Source organism: Streptomyces sp. CB02056 (genome assembly GCF_001905545.1).
In the GTDB taxonomy this organism is placed as follows: domain Bacteria; phylum Actinomycetota; class Actinomycetes; order Streptomycetales; family Streptomycetaceae; genus Kitasatospora.
Genome location: NZ_LIPD01000013.1, coordinates 161,940 through 179,210, shown reverse-complemented (window position 1 = coordinate 179,210; position 17,271 = coordinate 161,940). Strand labels below are relative to the sequence as shown.

The 17,271-nt window shown below is 75.0% G+C and carries 20 protein-coding genes; 11 read left to right on the top strand and 9 right to left on the bottom strand.

The features are described 5' to 3' along the window. Nucleotides 1-111: 111 nt before the first annotated feature. The 3 genes from AMK13_RS31400 to AMK13_RS31390 form a co-directional block, all read right to left on the bottom strand. On the bottom strand, nucleotides 112-840 hold the full coding sequence (locus tag AMK13_RS31400; RefSeq protein WP_234348220.1) for a uracil-DNA glycosylase: 729 nt from the start codon (nucleotides 838-840) through the stop codon (nucleotides 112-114). A 192-nt stretch (nucleotides 841-1,032) separates the two neighbouring features. Then, on the bottom strand, nucleotides 1,033-1,812 hold the full coding sequence (locus AMK13_RS31395; RefSeq protein ID WP_049649696.1) for an HAD-IIA family hydrolase: 780 nt from the start codon (nucleotides 1,810-1,812) through the stop codon (nucleotides 1,033-1,035). 213 nt (nucleotides 1,813-2,025) lie between these two features. Continuing rightward, complete coding sequence (locus AMK13_RS31390; protein WP_074005086.1) at nucleotides 2,026-3,141, bottom strand: oxygenase MpaB family protein; 1,116 nt, start codon at nucleotides 3,139-3,141, stop codon at nucleotides 2,026-2,028. 172 nt (nucleotides 3,142-3,313) lie between these two features. Between AMK13_RS31390 and AMK13_RS31385 the strand changes: the two genes are divergently transcribed. Next, nucleotides 3,314-4,390: a Gfo/Idh/MocA family oxidoreductase gene (locus AMK13_RS31385; protein WP_074005085.1), complete on the top strand. Its 1,077-nt coding sequence runs from the start codon at nucleotides 3,314-3,316 to the stop codon at nucleotides 4,388-4,390. Nucleotides 4,391-4,444: 54 nt separating this feature from the next. After that, the gene (locus AMK13_RS42415) at nucleotides 4,445-5,044 is read left to right on the top strand and encodes a hypothetical protein (RefSeq protein ID WP_074005084.1); all 600 of its coding nucleotides are present in this window, start codon (nucleotides 4,445-4,447) and stop codon (nucleotides 5,042-5,044) included. A 39-nt stretch (nucleotides 5,045-5,083) separates the two neighbouring features. Here the strand turns inward: AMK13_RS42415 and AMK13_RS31375 are convergent, their stop codons facing one another. Together AMK13_RS31375 and AMK13_RS31370 are read right to left on the bottom strand one after the other, a co-directional pair. Next, entirely contained in the window at nucleotides 5,084-5,506 is a 423-nt protein-coding gene (locus AMK13_RS31375; protein WP_049649700.1) for a type II toxin-antitoxin system VapC family toxin, read from the bottom strand. Beyond that, the gene (locus AMK13_RS31370; RefSeq protein ID WP_049649701.1) at nucleotides 5,499-5,783 is read right to left on the bottom strand and encodes a type II toxin-antitoxin system Phd/YefM family antitoxin; all 285 of its coding nucleotides are present in this window, start codon (nucleotides 5,781-5,783) and stop codon (nucleotides 5,499-5,501) included. Before AMK13_RS31370 ends, AMK13_RS31375 begins: the two co-directional genes overlap by 8 nt. Nucleotides 5,784-6,012: 229 nt before the next feature. Between AMK13_RS31370 and AMK13_RS31365 the strand changes: the two genes are divergently transcribed. Further along, complete coding sequence (locus AMK13_RS31365; RefSeq protein WP_241853107.1) at nucleotides 6,013-6,306, top strand: DUF6412 domain-containing protein; 294 nt, start codon at nucleotides 6,013-6,015, stop codon at nucleotides 6,304-6,306. Between the two features lie 123 nt (nucleotides 6,307-6,429). Beyond that, nucleotides 6,430-7,155, top strand: a complete 726-nt coding sequence (locus tag AMK13_RS31360; RefSeq protein ID WP_074005082.1) for a YidC/Oxa1 family membrane protein insertase — start codon at nucleotides 6,430-6,432, stop codon at nucleotides 7,153-7,155. A 16-nt stretch (nucleotides 7,156-7,171) separates the two neighbouring features. On the opposite strand, the gene AMK13_RS31355 is transcribed toward AMK13_RS31360, so the two are convergent. Both AMK13_RS31355 and AMK13_RS31350 read right to left on the bottom strand, forming a co-directional pair. Next, nucleotides 7,172-7,855: an HAD family hydrolase gene (locus tag AMK13_RS31355; RefSeq protein WP_074005081.1), complete on the bottom strand. Its 684-nt coding sequence runs from the start codon at nucleotides 7,853-7,855 to the stop codon at nucleotides 7,172-7,174. Nucleotides 7,856-7,875: 20 nt separating this feature from the next. Beyond that, nucleotides 7,876-8,451 (bottom strand): NUDIX hydrolase, encoded by a 576-nt coding sequence (locus AMK13_RS31350; protein WP_074005080.1) that lies wholly within the window; start codon nucleotides 8,449-8,451, stop codon nucleotides 7,876-7,878. Nucleotides 8,452-8,797: 346 nt separating this feature from the next. Between AMK13_RS31350 and AMK13_RS31345 the strand changes: the two genes are divergently transcribed. The 5 genes from AMK13_RS31345 (at nucleotide 8,798) to AMK13_RS31325 (ending at nucleotide 13,756) form a co-directional block, all read left to right on the top strand. Then, on the top strand, nucleotides 8,798-9,565 hold the full coding sequence (locus AMK13_RS31345) for a CDP-alcohol phosphatidyltransferase family protein (protein ID WP_074005079.1): 768 nt from the start codon (nucleotides 8,798-8,800) through the stop codon (nucleotides 9,563-9,565). 149 nt (nucleotides 9,566-9,714) lie between these two features. Further along, nucleotides 9,715-10,272 (top strand): hypothetical protein, encoded by a 558-nt coding sequence (locus AMK13_RS31340; protein WP_074005078.1) that lies wholly within the window; start codon nucleotides 9,715-9,717, stop codon nucleotides 10,270-10,272. A gap of 67 nt (nucleotides 10,273-10,339) precedes the next feature. Continuing rightward, nucleotides 10,340-11,077: an RNA polymerase sigma factor gene (locus tag AMK13_RS31335; RefSeq protein ID WP_107418904.1), complete on the top strand. Its 738-nt coding sequence runs from the start codon at nucleotides 10,340-10,342 to the stop codon at nucleotides 11,075-11,077. Then, a complete protein-coding gene (locus AMK13_RS31330) occupies nucleotides 11,074-11,814 on the top strand; it encodes a hypothetical protein (protein ID WP_074005077.1) in 741 nt (246 codons plus the stop codon). The genes AMK13_RS31335 and AMK13_RS31330 overlap by 4 nt, the downstream gene beginning before the upstream one ends. 208 nt (nucleotides 11,815-12,022) lie before the next feature. Then, a complete protein-coding gene (locus tag AMK13_RS31325; protein ID WP_074005076.1) occupies nucleotides 12,023-13,756 on the top strand; it encodes a hypothetical protein in 1,734 nt (577 codons plus the stop codon). A gap of 15 nt (nucleotides 13,757-13,771) precedes the next feature. On the opposite strand, the gene AMK13_RS31320 is transcribed toward AMK13_RS31325, so the two are convergent. Further along, entirely contained in the window at nucleotides 13,772-14,155 is a 384-nt protein-coding gene (locus tag AMK13_RS31320; RefSeq protein WP_074005075.1) for an ArsR/SmtB family transcription factor, read from the bottom strand. Nucleotides 14,156-14,264: 109 nt separating this feature from the next. Here AMK13_RS31320 and AMK13_RS31315 point away from each other — a divergent pair, with 109 nt between their 5' ends. Beyond that, nucleotides 14,265-15,320, top strand: a complete 1,056-nt coding sequence (locus AMK13_RS31315; protein ID WP_074005074.1) for a quinone oxidoreductase family protein — start codon at nucleotides 14,265-14,267, stop codon at nucleotides 15,318-15,320. Nucleotides 15,321-15,581: 261 nt separating this feature from the next. On the opposite strand, the gene AMK13_RS43090 is transcribed toward AMK13_RS31315, so the two are convergent. Then, nucleotides 15,582-15,779, bottom strand: coding sequence for a hypothetical protein (locus AMK13_RS43090; protein ID WP_143204680.1), 198 nt, complete (start codon nucleotides 15,777-15,779; stop codon nucleotides 15,582-15,584). Between the two features lie 165 nt (nucleotides 15,780-15,944). On the opposite strand from AMK13_RS43090, the gene AMK13_RS31310 reads away from it, so the two are divergent. Continuing rightward, nucleotides 15,945-17,231: a helix-turn-helix transcriptional regulator gene (locus AMK13_RS31310; RefSeq protein WP_074005073.1), complete on the top strand. Its 1,287-nt coding sequence runs from the start codon at nucleotides 15,945-15,947 to the stop codon at nucleotides 17,229-17,231. Nucleotides 17,232-17,271: the final 40 nt, after the last annotated feature.

Below are 17,271 nucleotides of genomic sequence, written 5' to 3'. Positions count from 1 at the left end.
AGTGGCCGTGGGCGGACGGGACATCGAACCCGTCCGAACCACGGCCACCACCGGCTGCCGGCGCCCGCCGACCGGCACCCCGGAACGCCCGCAGGCGCTCCGGGCGGAGGCTCAGGCCTCCTTCAGGTTCGGCACCTGCCAGTCGATCGCCTCGGCGCCGAAGGAGTCCAGCGCGGCGTTGATCTGCGAGAACGGACGGCTGCCGAAGAACAGCTTCGCCGACAGTGGCGACGGGTGCGCGCCCTGCACCACCACGTGCTTGGCGGTGTCGATCAGCGGCAGCTTCTTCTTCGCGTAGTTGCCCCACAGCACGAAGACCACCGGCTCGTCGCGGTCGCTCACCGCCTTGATCACCGCGTCGGTGAACTTCTCCCAGCCCTTCGCCTTGTGCGAGTTGGCCTCGTGCGCGCGGACCGTGAGCACCGCGTTGAGCAGCAGCACGCCCTGCTCGGCCCAGTGCATCAGGTAGCCGTTGTCCGGGGCGGGGACGCCCAGGTCGGCGTCCAGCTCCTTGAAGATGTTGCGCAGCGACGGCGGCGTCTTGGTGCCCGGCAGCACCGAGAAGCTCATGCCGTGGGCCTGGCCGTTGTCGTGGTACGGGTCCTGGCCGAGCACGAGCACCCGGACCTTGTCGTACGGGGTGGCCTCCAGTGCGGCGAACTCCTGGCCGCTCGGCGGGAACACCTCGTGCTCCGCGCGCTGGGCCGCCACGAAGGCCGCCAGCTCGGCGAAGTACGGCTTCTCCGTCTCGGCGCCCAGCACCCCGCGCCAGGACTCGGGCAGTTCCAGCCCGCCGCCCTCGCCGGCCTCGACCACGCCCGCCTCGACCGTGTCCGTCACGACATCTACCTCCCACACCGCGGCTGTTGCGCCGCACGCCCTCTTTCACCCCGAACGCTACACAGCCCCACCGACAACGGCCGCCTCCCCGCGGGCACCAGGCGGCCCCGCACCCCGGACACGGAGCGGCCCCGCCCCGGCGACCTGCCGGAACGGGGCCCACGACGAGAACGCGGGGTGAAAACCCAGCGGCTAGACCAGCTCGACCAGGTCCGCGATCGACTGGACCACGCGGGTCGGCCGGTACGGGAAGCGCTCCACGTCGGAGGCGGAGGTCAGGCCGGTGAGCACCAGGATGGTCTCCATGCCGGCCTCCATGCCCGCGACGATGTCGGTGTCCATCCGGTCGCCGATCATCACCGCCGTCTCGGAGTGGGCGCCGGCGGTGTTCAGCGCCTCGCGCATCATCAGCGGGTTGGGCTTGCCGACGAAGTACGGCTCGACCCCGGTCGCCTTGGTGATCAGGGCCGCGACCGAGCCGGTGGCCGGCAGCACGCCCTCGGTGGAGGGGCCGGTCTCGTCCGGGTTGGTGCAGATGAACCGGGCGCCCTGGTTGATCAGGCGGATCGCCTTGGTGAGCGCCTCGAAGGAGTAGGTGCGGGTCTCGCCGAGCACCACGTAGTCGGGGTTGTTGTCGGTCAGCACGTAACCGGCCTGGTACAGCGCGGTGGTGAGGCCGGCCTCGCCGATCACGTACGCGGTGCCCCCGGGGCGCTGGCCCGCGAGGAACTTGGCCGTCGCCAGGGCGGAGGTCCAGATGCACTCCTCCGGCACCTCCAGGCCCATGCCGGCCAGCCGGGCGCTGAGGTCGCGCGGGGTGTAGATGGAGTTGTTGGTGAGGACCAGGAAGGGCTTGCCGGACTCCCGCAGCTTGCGCAGGAACTCCTCCGCCCCGGGGATCGGCGTGCCCTCGTGGATGAGGACCCCGTCCATGTCGGTCAGCCAGGACTCGATGGGCTTGCGCTCTGCCACGTAGGTGTCTCCTCGGTCTTGCACAGGTCTGAACGTTCTCGCACATGCCCAGACCGGACACCCTCGGCCGGTCGGGCGCCACAGGCTGCCCCAACTCCGACCAGCGTAGTCGCCCGCACCGCCACCGCGCGGCCCCCGTCCGGCCGGTGGCCGCACACCCCGGGGCCGGTGACCGCACGGGCCGGGGCCGGTGGCCGCACGGTGGCGCCCCGGTCAGGACGACGAGTCGGTCAGGCCGGTCGGGACCTGCCACTCCCGGCGGCGGCCCTTGTTGGTGAGCAGCAGCCCCTCCTTGAAGACCAGCAGCCCCAGTTGGCTCGCCAGTTCGGCGAGCGGCGGCAGGGTGTCGCCCGTCCTGCCGTACCCGAAGTTCGGCAGGGCGGCGGCGCTCAGCCCGAGCTTGGTGAGGCTGTCCGCCGGGGGCACCGCGATGACGTCGGCGGACTTGTCGCCGATCAGGCGCCGGATCAGGGTGGGGCCCGCTCCCGACGGGACCGGCAGCACCTCCCGGATGAAGTCCAGGACGCCCTTCGTCAGCACCCGTCCGGCTTCCGAGGGCCGCTGCTGGTGGCGGATGATGGCGTCCTTCAGGGCCGCGCCGTCGCCGAACTTGGCCGGGTTGAGCTGCTCGTCGACGCCCAGGACGTGGCCGACCACCCGCCAGATGTGGAAGTAGGCCTCCCGGTCCTCGGGCAGCAGCTCGACGCCCAGTTCGGCGAGGCCGAGCGGGATCAGCACCGAGAAGCACATCAGCGTGCCGGCCAGGTCCTCCTGGTTGACCGGCACCCCCAGGGCCGCGGCGTCCCAGTCGCCCAGCTGGGAGACGTGGTAGCGCATGGTGGCGTGCAGCAGGCGGACCTTCTGGGCCGACCGGAGCCCGCGGCCGCCCGGCCCCAGGCCGTCGTTGTCGAGGACGTCGACGACGAACTGCGAGGTCTCCATCAGGCGCCGGTACACCCCGGAGGTGAGGCGCTGGGAGCGGACGAGCACCTCGGCGCCGTTGCCGCAGGTGTAGCAGAGCGGGAGCGAGCCGCAGAGCAGGATCGAGGCGATCAGCGGCTGGTAGCGGCCGAGCAGCTCGTGGCCGCGCGCCATCCGCGCCCGGTCCGCCCAGGACGGCAGGACGGCGGACTCCTCGAAGTACGCCCGGAGCCTGGGCGGCAGCCCGGCCGGGACGGCGTCGCTGTTGCGGCCGAAGCCGAGCAGGGTCTGCTGCACCTGGTCCTGCTGTCCGAACTCGTACGTCTCGGCGATGGCGGCGTCCCCGAGCGGGTCGCCGACGGTGCGCATCCGGTCGAGCAGGTCGTCGGTCCAGCCGTTGGCGGCCATGTGATCCTCCGTCGCAGTCCGTGGGGTGATACGTGCACGTATCGCCGCGTACACGTATCACCGCGCTCCGGGCCGCGGCGGCAGCCTCACCCGGACGAGGGCGCGGCGGCGGGCCCGCCGTCCCGTCCGCCGAAACCGGGAGCAACCGGGCGCCTCGTGATTGAGTGGGCGCATGAACCCGCAGACGACTCCCGGTCCGTTCCGCGTCGGCCTGATCGGCTACGGCCTGGCCGGCTCCGCGTTCCACGCGCCGCTGATCGCCACCACGCCGGGGCTGCGGCTGGACGCCGTGGTCACCGCCAACCCCGACCGGCGCGCCCAGCTGGCGCGCGAGCACCCCGGCGCCCGCGCCGTGGACACGCCCGAGCAGCTGCTCGCCGACCCGGACGCGCTGGACCTGGTCGTCATCGCCTCGCCCAACCGCACCCACGCCCCGCTCGCCCGCGCCGCCCTCCGGGCCGGCCTGGCCACCGTGGTGGACAAGCCGCTGGCCGGCACCGCCGCCCAGGCGCTGGAGCTGTGCCGGCTCGCCGAGGAGCAGGGCGTGCTGCTCTCGGTCTTCCACAACCGGCGCTGGGACGGCGACTTCCTCACCGCGGGCCGGCTGGTGCGCGGCGGCGCGCTCGGCCGGGTGCACCGCTTCGAGTCCCGCTTCGAGCGCTTCCGCCCCAAGCCCAAGCCGGGCTGGCGGGAGCTGGCCGACCCGGCCGAGGTCGGCGGCACCCTGTACGACCTGGGCAGCCACCTCGTCGACCAGGCGCTCACCCTGTTCGGGCCGGTCGAGACGGTGTACGCGGAGATCGACGTGCGACGCGACGGCGCGGTGGTGGACGACGACGCCTTCCTCGCCCTCACCCACACCAGCGGCACCCGCTCGCACCTGTGGACCAGCGCCATCACCCCGCTGATCGGCCCCCGGCTGCGGGTGCTCGGCGACACCGCCGGCTACGTCAAGTCCGGCATGGACCCGCAGGAGGCCGACCTGCGGGCGGGCCTGCGCCCGGACGGCACCCGTCCCTGGGGCACCGACCAGCCCGCGCACTACGGCACCCTCGGCACCGACGAGTCGGCGATCCGGCTGCCGACCGACCCGGGCGACTACCCCGCCTTCTACGCGGGCATCGCCGCCGCCCTGACCACCCCGGGCACCCCGCCCCCGGTCGACCCGCGCGACGCGGTGGCCGCCCTGGCCGTCCTGGAGGCCGCCCGCACCTCCGCCGCCACCGGGACGGCGGTCCGCCCGGGCTGACGGCCGTGCGGCCCGCTTTACCCTCCCTTGACCTCGTCTCCTACGATGACCGCCATGAGCAACCGGGGGGAACGGCGGGTCACCGCCGACGAGCGGCGTGAGCGCGAACAGGCGTGGTCCACCGAGCAGAAGAAGCGCGAGAAGGCCTGGTCGGAGGAGTTCGAGCAGCGCCGGAAGGCCCGGGAGGCCGAGGACCGCGAGCTCCAGGAGAGCCTGTCGACCACGAGGGAGCGGACGGCCTGGGCCCGCGGCGAGCGGGACGGGTCGATCGGCTACGTCGACGTGACCGGGCCCGACCGCCGCCCCGTACGGATCGCGGTGGTGTGGCTCGGCCGCCTCGGGGCCACGCACAGGCCCCTGCACGCCTACGACCCCATGCGGCACGTCGGCGGCGAAGCCGGCGGCGAGGGGGTCCTCCTGCTCGTCCCCATCGCCGCCGTCCTGGGGCTGAACTTCGGACTCCGCTGGCTGGTCCTCGCCCTGCTCCGCCGACCGCGCTGGGCCGTCGCCGCCAAGGCGGGCGGCGACCGGGGCAAGCGCGGGGGCAACACCGTCCTGCTGCGCACCCGGAACCGGGCGGAGGCCCTGAAGGCCGCGGCCGCCATGGCCGACCGGGTCGAGCGGGACGGGGCCGCCGCCCTCGGGGCCTCCTGACCGCCACTCCCCGCCCGGCCCACGGGACCCGCCCGGACCTCACACCCCGATGACCTCCACCGCGGAGCCCAGCCCCCGGAAGTCCGCCACGTTGCGGGTGTACAGCGGCAGCCCGTGGGCCGAGGCGACCGCGGCGATCATCAGGTCGATCCGGCGCGGGCGCGGCTGCCGTCCGGCGGCGATGGTGAGGGTGACCAGCGTCCCGTAGCGGGCGGCGGCGGCCGCGTCGAAGGGCAGCGGGTCGAAGTCCGCCATCGCCGCGCCCAGCACCTCCAGCCGGGCGGCCCGGCTGGCCGGGTCGCGGGCCATCGACACGCCCTGCTGCAGTTCGGCGAAGGTGATCGCGGTCAGCTCGGGCACGGCCGGCAGGTCGGAGGGGCTGAGCAGCGCCAGGTCGATGTAGACGCAGGTGTCCAGCACCCCGGCCGGCCGCCGCCGGGGTGCTCTGCGGCGCTCAGCCACGCCGCCGCTCGAACGGGTCGTCGCCGTCGTCGCCCACCAGCTCCTCGGGGCCGAAGTCCTCCTCGGCCTCCTTGCGCATCTGCTGGTAGTCCACGCGCGGCAGCTTCACGTGCCGGGCCACCAGCTCCTCCGCCGTGAGCCGCCGACGCCCGGGCACCGGCCGCAGCTCCGCGACCTCGACCCCGTTCCTGGTGATGTGGAACGTCTCCCCCGCCTCCACCGCGTCCATCACGGCGGCGGAGTTGTTCCGGAACTCCCGCTGGGTAATCGTCTTCACCTCTCCACGGTAGCCCCGTGTAGCCCCGGCGGCTACACCCCGGACGGCCGCTTCTCGCCGCCCCGAGGGCGGGACCTTCGGGTACGAACGGAATCGGGCGGGACCAGGTGGGGGCGCCAGGGGGACACCGTGGGGGACGTCCCCGACACAGGCGGGAACCCGGGGGCTCGTAGGATCGTCCTGCTGGTACGTCAGGAAGCCGATGGGACACCGGGAGGGGGAGCGCGTCGTGGCCGTTGTGGCGATGCTGCTGGGCCTGCTCCGGGTGCTGACCGGGGAGCTGGTGGCCGACAGCGGGACGCTGGCGTCGGTGGCCGCCGTCGCGGCCGTGGCACTGGTGGCCGGGGCGGTCGCCGGGGCGCTGGCCGGGGCGCGACTCCTCGGGGCGCGGGCGTCGGCGGCGGTGCGCAGCGGGGTGCTGCGGCGCCGGGCGTTCGGTACGGCGTTCCTTCCGCAGCGTGATCCGGACGCCCGGGGCAGGCGACGCCCCAGGGCGCCGGGAGCGGCCCCGGCGGCCGCGTAGTTCCGTCCGACGTCCTTCCAGGCGTTCTTCCGATCGTTCCTGCCGGACGTTCTTCCAGGCGTTCCCCGTGGCCGTCCTCCGCCGATCACTCATGTCCTGAGACCCCGGAGGGCTCGCTCCACCATGTCCGTACTCGCTGTTCTCGACCCTGCCGTCGCCGTGGCGCACGCCGTCGTCGCCGCCGTCGCCCACCTGGTGCCGACCGCCTTGGCCATCGTCCTGTTCACCGTCGCCGTCCGCTTGGCGCTGCACCCGCTGGCGCGGGCGGCGGCGCGCGGGGAGAGGGCCAGGGCGCGGCTGGCGCCGAAGGTCGCGGCGTTGCAGAGGAAGCACAGGGACCGCCCGGAGCGGCTGCGGGAGGCGCTGGCCGAGATGTACCGGAAGGAGCAGGTGTCGCCGTTCGCGGGGTGCCTGCCGGTGCTGGTGCAGATCCCGTTCTTCTCGGTGATGTACCGCCTGTTCACCACTCCGAACGACCTGCTGGACCACACCCTGTTCGGGGTGCCGCTGGGTCTGCACGTCACGGGCGCGCAGGGTGCCGGGCAGTGGGCGGTGTTCGGGGTGCTGTTCGCCGGGCTGGCGGCGGTCGGGGTCGTCAACTTCCGCCGGGCCCGGCGCACGGCCGCGGCGGCGGCGACGGCGGCGGCTACAGCGGCGACGGCGCAGCCCGCCCCGCAGCCGGGGGCGGGACTGCTGCCGTACCTGTCGTTCGGGTCGGTGCTGTTCGCGGCGCTGGTCCCGGTGGCCGCCGTGCTCTACCTGCTGACGACCGGCGTCTGGTCGGCCGCCGAGCGGGCCTGGCTGTACCGGGACGGGACGCCGGTGCCGGCAGCCGCGATGATGGGCTGAGGGCCCGGAGGGGCCGTCAGAAGTGGCGCAGCAGCTCGGGGAAGGCCCCGAGCCGCAGCGTCGCCTCGTCCGGGCCGAGTTCCGCGTGCTCCAGCACCCAGGTGTGCTCGTGCGGGATGAAGACGGTGCGCAGGCCGGCCCGGCGGGCGGGGGCGATGTCGGACTTGGGCGAGTTCCCGATCATCCAGGTCCGGCCCGGGTCGAGGCCGAGGTCGGCGGTGAGCCGCCGGTAGGTGTCGACCGACTTCTCGGCGACGATGTGGACGCCGCGGAAGTGGTGGTCGATGGTGGACGCCGTCACCTTGCGCTGCTGTTCGCCCTGGTCGCCCTTGGTGAGCAGGAGCAGCTGGTGGCGGTCGGCGAGGGCGGCCAGGGTGTCGGCGACGCCGGCGATCAGTTCGACGTCGCGGCTGGTCAGCGGGGTGAGCAGGTCGTCGATCCGGGCCTGCTCGGCGGCCGTGGGGGTGCGGTCGTTGAGCCGCTGGAGGCAGTCGGCGAGGCTCTGCCGGAAGACGGCGGCGCCGTAGCCGAGGGTGGCGGAGTTGACGGCCTCGATCTCGTTCAGCAGGGCCCGGGTGCGCTGCTGCTCCTGCGGGGCGGCGACCCAGTCCAGGAAGCCGTCGATGACCCGCTCGAAGAGGACGTTGTTCTCCCAGAGCGTGTCGTCGGCGTCGAAGATCAGGGTCTGGTCGGTGTGCATCCGGTCGGTCTCCAGGGTGTTCAGGCGGACGGCAGCAGGCGGGCCGCGCGGTCGAGGGTCTCACGGAGGTTGTCCTCGGTGGTCCGCCGTTTGGCCTCCTCGACGGTGAGCCACTCCAGCGGGGACGCCGGGTTCTCCGGCCGGGCCTGCTCCGGGGTGGCGGTGGCCAGCAGGAAGCGCAGGTCGGCGTGCTCGTGGGCGGGTTCGGCGGGCGAGGCGGGGACGGGCACCACGGCGAGGTGGACGAGGGCGGGGCCGGGCCAGGGGGCGAGGTCGGTCAGGCCGGTCTCCTCCAGGCCCTCGCGCAGGGCGATGTCCAGCGGCCGGGTCTCGCCCGGGTCGCCGTGGCCGCCGACGTGCAGCCAGGCCTGCTGGCGGACGTGCCAGCGCAGCAGGACGCGACGGGTGGGCGGGTGGACGATCAGCGCGGAGGCGGTGAAGTGCAGCGGGAAGGTGCCCCTGTTCCAGGCGTCGGCGACGCCGAGGAGGCGGCGGGCGCGCTCGTGGTCGGCGGTCTCCACCGGGCCCCGCGGACGGTGGTCGGCCAGCAGTCGGGCCGGGTCGGGGCTCTGGGACGGGCCGCCCGTGGTCACCATGGGTCTGCGCTCCTCGTTCCGCTCCGGGACCGCGGACCGCGTCAACCGGCGTACGGGGGCGGGCAGTCGGGCCCGGGGCTTCGGGTTCCGGCGAACCCGCGCAGCCTAGCCCGGGGGCGCTCGGGCGGCCCACCGGTTTTCACCGCGGGCGCCCCGGCGGACGTCCGCGACGCTCGCGCGCGACAGGGGCACCGGACGTCCGCGGCAGACGTCCCCGCCGTTCGCACCGGACGTTCCGACGACGGACACCTCCCGTACGGCCGGCGGCATACCACCTGGTCCGGACGTTCCCCCGGAGGCCGTAGCCTGTGGTGATCGTTTTCGGGACAGGTGGAGGGATGTCGTCATGGTGGCTGCTCCGGCGCTCGCCGAGCTGCGCGAGGTGTGCCAGCCGCAGGCCAAGCTTCAGAGCCGCAACGGCGAGCACTGGGCGGGCCGGATGTACATGCGGCGGATCTCGCTGCGGACCACCCGGCAGCTGGTGCGCACCTCGGTGTCGCCGAACACCCTCACCTGGGTGATGGTGGTGTGCGGGGTCGGCGGCGGCGCGGCCCTGCTGATCCCGGGCCCGGTAGGTGCGGTGCTGGCCGTCGTGCTGTTCCAGCTGTTCCTGCTGTTCGACTGCGTGGACGGCGAAGTGGCGCGCTGGAAGCGCCAGTTCAGCATGGCCGGGGTGTACGTGGACCGGCTCGGCGCCTATCTGGCGGACGCCGCGCTGATGATCGGTGCGGGTGTCCGGGCGGCGCGCGGCGGGTCGGAGCTGTGGGTGTCGGCGGGGCTGGCGGCCGCGCTGGGCGTGGTGCTGCTCAAGGCCTCGACGGACCTGGTGGACGTGGCCCGCGCCCGCAGCGGGCAGCTGCCGGCGACCGAGGAGTCGACGCAGCCGCGTTCCCAGGGCATCGCGACGGCCCGCAAGGTCGCCTCGCTGTTCAAGATCCACCGGGTGACGAACGGCATCGAGGCCTCGCTGGTGCTGCTGGCGGCGGCCGCGGTGGACGCCGGACTCGGGAACCTGGACGCCACCCGGTGGACGCTCGCGGGCATCACGGCGATCACCTGGGGCATGGTGGTCGCGCACCTGGCGTCGATCCTCTCCTCCTCGCGGCTGCGCTGATCCGGGCGGCGCCCCGGCCGCAGGGTGACGGGGCGAGGCGCCCTGCTCCCGGGGGCCGAGGCGCCCCTCCCCCGCCCGGGGGAGCCCCCGGCGCCGGGCCCGCCGCCGGGGGGACGCGGCGGGCCGGGGCCGCGCGGAAGGGTGGGGGCATGACGACGCCCCGGCCCGCTGCCGCCGCCTCCACCGCCGTTCCCGCCCCGCCCCGCTGGGCCGTGCGCGCCGCCCACCTCGCCGCCGTCACCGCGCTGCCGGCCGGGCTGTGGCGGCTCGGGCTGGTGGCGGGCTGGCACGGCGGGTACACGGAGGCGGGCTACCGGGCGATGGGCCTCACCGGGTGGGGCGCGGTGTGGCCGGTCTTCCTGAGCCTGTTCACCGAGGCGCTGGCGCTGCTCACGATCGGGCTGGTCCGCCCGTGGGGCACGGTGCCGCCGCGCTGGGTGCCGTTCTTCGGCGGCCGCCCGGTCCGCCCGCGTGCGGTGGTGCTCGCGGCCTCGCTCGGCGCCGTCGGCCTGGCCCTGCTGTGGACGCCGTTCGTCGGCTGGTGGGCCCTGCCGGGTACGGGCATGACCCCGCTCGGCCACACCCTGGTCGGCTTCCTCTACCTGCCGACCGTCGCCTGGGCGCCGCTGCTGGCGGCCGTCACCGTGTCGTACCACCGCCGCCACCGGGCGCCGTCGGCGGCGACGACGCTCCCGCGGACGGCCTGAAGCACAGCCGGGCAGGCATGTGACGCGGATCACGGCAGCGCCCGGGGCCCGCCGGACAGGACCGGGTGTGGAGCAATCGATACGGGCGCGGATCCGCGCCGGGGACGCCGAGGCGTTCGGGCAGGTCTTCGAGGATCACGCCCAGGCGGTGTACCGGCACGCCGTACGGATGACCGGGGACCGGACCGTCGCCGAGGACGTGGTCTCGCTGACCTTCCTGGAGGCCTGGCGGCTGCGCGCCCGGATCGCCCCCGAACGGGAGGACGGCGCGGAGAGCCTGGCGCCGTGGCTGCTGGGCATCGCCGGGAACGTCATCCGCAACACCCGCCGGGCGGCCCGCCGGCACCAGAAGGCGATGGCCAAGCTGCCGCCGCGCGAGGTGGTGCCGGACTTCTCCGGCGAGCTGGCGGGCCGGATCGCCGACGCCGAGGAACTGGCCGCCGCGAAGGCCGCGTTGGAGCGGCTGCGGCCGGCCGAGCGGGAGGTCTTCGCGCTGTACGTGTGGGAGGGGCTGGACCACGCGGCCGTCGCCGAGGCGCTCGGCTGCCCGGTGGGTACGGTCCGCTCCCGGCTCTCGCGTGCCCGCGCCCGGCTGCGGGAGCTGACCGAGCGGGAGCTGGCCGCGGCGCGTTCGGCGCGGGCGGAGCAGCGGGGCGCGCCGGCGGCGGAGCAGCCGGGCACGCCGCGGCCGGGGCAGCGGGCCGGCCACCGGGCGGCGGAGACCGCGCAACGCCCGGGCAGCACCGGACAGGTACCAGGTGACCGCACTCCCGCGGTCCGGCCGACCAAGGAGACGATCCGATGAGCGCCACCCCCCGGCACCGGTCCGAACAGGCCGATCGGGAGGAGCTGGCCCGGCTGCTGCCGGCCCCGGCCGCTCCGGTCCTCCCCCGGAGCCGCCACCTCCTGCTCAAGGAGCACCTGTTGGACAGCATCACCGACCCGGACGGCACCCCCTCCGCTCCCCGGCGCACCACCCGTCGGCGCGGCCTGCTCCTGGGCGCCGCCCTCCCGCTGGGGCTGGCCGCCGCGCTGACCGGGGTCCTGCTCGCCACCGGCACCGACGGCTCCGCCCCCGGCGGCGACGACAGCGGACGGTCGCTGGGCAGCAGCAGCGGTGTCGCGTACACCCTGGAGAGCGAGGAGGAGGTGGTCCGGCTGACCATCCTCGAGGACTACAAGCCGGTGGACGTGGACCAGTTGCAGCGCGACATCGACCGGTTCGGGATCCGCGCCCGGGTCTACCCCGGCGAGCCGGGCTGCAAGGCGCGCGAGCCGAAGCAGCCCTCCCACGTGGACCTCACCGCCGGGTGGGACATCGAGCACGGGCCCGGGGAACCGCTCGTGCTGACCGTCCACCCCCGTCGGCTCCCGGCGGGCACGGAGATCTTCATCTACCTGCCGCTGGCCAGGACTTCGCCGGCCAACAGCTCCCGCGAGATGCAGGCCGGGCTGATGAAGTCCCCGGGCCCTTCCTGCATGCCGGCCAAGGAGTACGTCAACCCGCTGGCGAGCCTGCACCCGACCCCGCCGGCGAAATGACCCGGCCCGGCCCGTAAGCGCCCGCCCCCTTCCGTGGAACCAGTCGGACTACATATGCAGTCCAACGACATATACAGTCGTCCGACAGTCGACAGAAGGGGGCGCGCCCATGCCACCCCGCACCACGACCCGGCCGAACCCGACCCGGCCCGACCCGACTCCGCTCGCCACCGGTCGAAGCACCGCCCGAAGCACCGCCCGAACCGCCGTGCGTGCCACAGCCGCCACCGTCCGCGCCGCCGTCCTCCGGACCGCCGCCACCCGGCCCGCCGTCGTGCTGCTCGTCGGCTACCTGGCCGAGCTGCTGTTCCGCCTCGTCCTCGTCCGGTCCATGGACTTCCCGTCCGTCCACCCCGACGAGGACTCCTACCTCGCCGAGGCCCGGGTGCTGGCCGGCGGCTCGGCGACCGAGATCCCGGTCGGCGCGGTCATCCCCGGCGGCTACCCCCTGCTGATCTCCCCCGCGCTGCGCCTGGCCGACGACCCGACGACCGCCTACCACCTGGTCACGGGCGTCAACGCCGCCGTCAACGCCCTGGTCTTCCCGCTCGCCCATGTCGCGCTGCGCCGCCTCGGCCTGAACCGCCGCCTCTCGTACGCCTTCGCCGCCGCGACCGCGCTGCTGCCGCCGGTGGTCTTCTACTCGCAGTTCGTGCTGACCGACGCCGTCCTGCCCGTCCTGGTGCTCGCCTGGCTGCTCTGCCTGCACGGCTGGCTCGCCGACGGTCCGCCGCGGCGCCGCACCTGGCACGCCGTCGGGGCGGGGGCGTCGGCCGGCTACGCGATGGCGGTGCACGACCGCGGCGGCGTGGTGGTGGCGCTGACCGCCGCCGTCCTGCTCGGCGTCCTGCTGCTGCGCCGGGCGCCGTGGCGCGCCACGGCGGCCGGGCTCGCGGCGCTCGGCCTCGGCGTGCTCGGCGCCGAGCTGCTGTCGGCCTGGCTGCACGCGCGGTTCACCGTCCCGGACAGCGACGTCGGCGGCTCGCTCTGGAAGGGCCTGACCGATCCGGGCGCCGCCGTGCAGACCCTCGCCCGGGCGGCCGGTCAGATCTGGTACTTCACCGTCTCCACCTGGGGTGTCGGCGGGCTCGCCGTCGTCGCCTGCCTGTGCGCGGTGTTCGACCGCCGCCGGCCGCCCGCCCTGCGGACCACCGGCGGCGTGCTGGTGGCCCTGCTGCTCGGCACGGCCGTGGCCTCCGCCGCCGCCCTGCCGCTGGACGGCCGGGTCGACGACTGGGTGTACGCCCGGTACACCTCCTACCTCGTCCCGTCGGCCTTCGTCGCGGGCGTCGCGGTGCTCGCGCGGCACGGTCGCCGCGCGCTGGTCCGGACGGCGGCGGTCGCGGCCGGGCTCGTCCTGCTGCTCGCCGGGGTCGTGGCGCTGGCGGCCGGCGAGCGGCTGCACACGTCGATGTTCATCCCCTGGACCCTGCCCGACGTCTCGTTCCTGGCCGCGGACTGGGGCCGGATCGACCTGCCCCGCACCTGCGCCGCCGTACTGGTCCTGCTCGGTGCGGCGGTCCTGGTCCGCCACGCCGGGGGCCGCCGGGTGCTCGGGGCGCTCGGCGTCTCGCTGGCGCTGTTCGCCGCCTTCGCCACCACGACGATCACCGCACAGGTCGCCCGGCCGCACGCGGAGGGCCGCGAGGGCCTGGCGACCGGCTTCACCCGCGCCGCCGGGATCACGGCGGACGACAACGTGGTGTTCGCCTGGGACGTCGACTGGTCGCTGCGCGCCGCCCAGACCTTCGAGGTCTACCGGGGGCGGGTCTGGTCCCGCGATCCCCGCTGGCAGCCCGTCCCGGCGGAGGCGAACGTGATGGTCCTCCCGCTGCCCGGGGAGGGGAGGCCGCCGGAGGCGTACTGGCCGGGCCACCCCGCCGACTGGTACGTCGAGCGCTTCGACGCCCGGCAGAACTGGGCGGTCTGGCACCGGCGTTGAGCGCTCCGGTGTCGCCTAACCCGCCGTACCGGCGTGGGCGGCGGCGTGGGCGACGGCGGCGGCGTGGGCGACGGCGGCGGCGTGGGCGGCGAGGACGGTGTCGAGCAGCCCGGGGAAGCGCTGCTCCAGGTCGACGGTGCGCAGGGCGGAGAAGCGCCGGTTGGCCTCCTCGCGCTGGACGATCAGGCCGGACTCGCGCAGCACCTTGAAGTGGTGGCTCAGGGTGGAGGGCGCGACGTCCACCGGGAAGGTGCCGCAGGCCCGTTCGGGCTCGGTGCGCAGAACACGGACGATGGTCATCCGGGTGGGGTCGGAGAGCGCGTGCAGGACGTCGAAGAGGTCGATCTCCTCGGCCGCGGGGTGGGCGAGCGCCGGTCGTCGGCGGGTGCTGCGGGGCATGGGTCGACCTCCCTGATCTGCGATGTTCGACATCCATGGAAATGGCGTGGTACCACTGTCCCGCGCCAATTTCGTCGTTCGTCGAACATCGTAGTCGAGGGGGCCCGACATGCGTGCACTGGTGATGACCGCACCCGGTGGAGCGGAGAACTCGGAGGTCCGGGAGGTCCCGGTGCCGCACCCCGGACCGGGCCAGGTGGCGGTCGACGTCGCCCACGCCGGACTGAACTTCGTGGACGTGATGACCCGCCGCGGCGACGCCGCGTACGCCGCCGAGTGGCCGTACCGGCCCGGCAAGGAGGTGTCCGGTACGGTCCGCGAGCTCGGCGCCGGGGTCACCGGCCTGGCGGTGGGCGACCGGGTGGTCGCCGCGCCGGTCGGCGCCGGACTGGCCGAGGTGGTGGTCGCGGAGGCCGCGCTCACCGTGCCGCTCCCGGACGGGGTGGCGCTGCGCGAGGCCGCCGCCGTCCCGCTGGGCCTGGCCACCTCGATGCTGCTGCTGACCGACGCGGGCCGCTTCACCGCCGGGGACACCGTCCTGGTCCACTCGGCGGGCGGCGGGATCGGCAACGCCGTCGCCCGGCTCGTCCCGCTGCTCGGCGGCGGCCGGCTGATCGGCACGGTCGGCCGGCCGGAGAAGGCCGCGGCGGCGCTCGCCTCCGGCTACGACCACGTCTTCGCCCGCGGCGCGGCCGACGGACCGGGCGCCGACGGACCGGGCGCCGACGGAAGCGGTAGCGGCGAAAGCGGCAGCGGCGGCGGACCGGCCGAGGCGATCCGCGCCGCCACCAGCGGCCGGGGCGTCGACCTGGTGCTCGACCCGCTGGGCACCGCCGCCCTCGACCTCGACCTCGCCGTGGCGGCGCCCGGCGCGCGGATCGTGCTGTTCGGCAACGCGGGCGGCGGCGCCGTCGCCGACCTGCCCCCGCTCGGCCGCCTGATGGCGGGCAACCTGACCGTCACCGGCTTCAGCCACCGCGGCCTGGCCGCCACCGCCCCCGAGCGGCTGGCCCGCGCCGTCCGCCGGGTCCTCGACCTCCTCGCCGACGGCGGCCTGGACCTGCCGGTCACCGAACTGCCCGGCCTCGACGCCGTCCCGGCCGCCCACGACGCCATGCAGGAGGGCCGGGCGACCGGCAAGTACGTGGTGCGCGTCGGCGGTTGAGCCCCTCGCACCCACGGGTACGGCAACGCGCCCTGCACGGGAAGTCGACTCCGCCGACTTCCCGTGCAGGGCGCGCTACGTCACTTCACCGGGCGGATCAGCTCGCGGACCCGGCGGAGGCCCCGGCGGAGGAGGCGGAGGACGCGGAGCCGGCCCGGCCGGTGGCGGTGGGCGCGGTACGGACGGAACGCTTCAGAGCCATGTGCATGACAGGACTTCCCTTTCGATGAGGAGGGGACGGGAGTCGCCCGCGACGACGCGTCAGCTCAGCGGCTTGCCCGGGCACCAGGCGTCGCCCCAGGCCGTCGTCTGGACGCAGTGGTGGCCGTCGTGCACGCCGCCGGGTTCCGTCAGCGTCGCGCCGTCGAACACGGAGGCGCCGGCCGGAGCCACCCCGCCCAACCAGGCGGCGGCACCCAGCGCGACCACGGCCAGTGTCCGCGTCACGATTCCTCGCATGACGACAACTCCCATCACTTCGGGGACGGTTCCACACGTTCCGGGCGTTTCCGCAGTTCCTGCCGCATCGCCCGGTCCGTGCTCGTCACCCTGCCAGGCGGCGGATGGCCACGGCATCCCCCGCAGGGGATCATGAGCCTGCCTGGCAGCTTTAGGAGGCATGCGATGCACCCCGTGACCGGCCCCGACCCGACCGTCCCCGACCCGACCGCCGACGTGCCCGCGCTCGACAGCGCGGCCGTCACGCTCTACCGGTGGACGGTGGTGCACGAGCGCCTCACCCCGGCGACCCTCGCGCAGGCGGCGTCGGAGACCGACCTGACCCTGCCGGAGTGCGAGGCGGCCGTCCGGCAGCTCACCGGGGCCTGCCTCCTCCAGGAACTGTTCCCCGACGACCGCCGCACGGAGGGGACCCGTACGGACGCGCCCCCGGTCGCCTGGCAGCCCGTCAGCCCCCAGGCCGCCACCGCCCAGCTGCTCTCCGCCCGCGACACCGCCCTGCGCGCCCGGGAGGAGGCCCTGCGCGAGCAGCGGCGGATCGTCCAGCAGCAGCGCGACGGCCTCGCGGCGCTGGTGCCCGTCTACCTCCAGGCCCGTCAGCACGCCTTCCCCCAGGGCACCATCGACCGCCTGCCGGACAAGTTCGCGGTGCGCTCGCTGCTCGCCGACGTGATCGACTCCTGCCGCAGCGAGGTGCTGGTCTCCAAGCACGGCGGTTCGTTCTCCCCGGCCGCCCTGCGCGAGGCGCTGCCGCGCGACCTGGCGCTGCTCGACCGGGGCGTCCGGATGCGCAGCCTCTACCAGCACGCGACCCGCTTCGACCAGCCCACCCGGGTGCACGCCGAGCAGCTCATCGAGGCCGGCGCCGAGATCCGGACGCTGCCGGAGGTGCTGCCGCAACTGATCATCGTGGACGGCTCGCTGGCCCTGCTGCCCGCCAGCTCCGGCGGCGCCCTCATCATCCGCGAGCCCGACCTGCTCTCCTACCTGCTGACGGTCTTCGAACGGGACTGGGAGAACGCGGCCCCGTTCGCCAGCGGCCCGCAGGCCGCGCACGACGTCACCAAGACGATGAAGCAGAGCATCCTGGTGCTGCTCGCGAAGGGCCTCAAGGACGAGTCCGTCGCCCGCCGCCTCGGCATCTCCCTGCGCACCTGCCGCCGCCACGTCTCGGACCTGCTGGACGGCCTCGGCGCGCACAGCCGCTTCCAGGCCGGCGTGGTCGCCGAACGGCTGGGCCTGACCTCGCACCCGGTCCCGGACGCCCCGGCCCCCGGCGAGGAGCCCGAACCGGCCCCGGCCTGCCCCGCCTGCGGCGGCCCGCTGACGGCCCCCGCCCCCTCCCCCGCCGGCCCGCGCCCCGGCGGCCGCCCGCCCCGCTACTGCTCGCCCCGCTGCCGCTCCCGCGCCTACCGCACCCGGCAGCGGGAACGCGCGGACGGCGTCACGTAACCCCCCGGCGGCGTGACGTAACCCGGGACGCGCCCGCGAA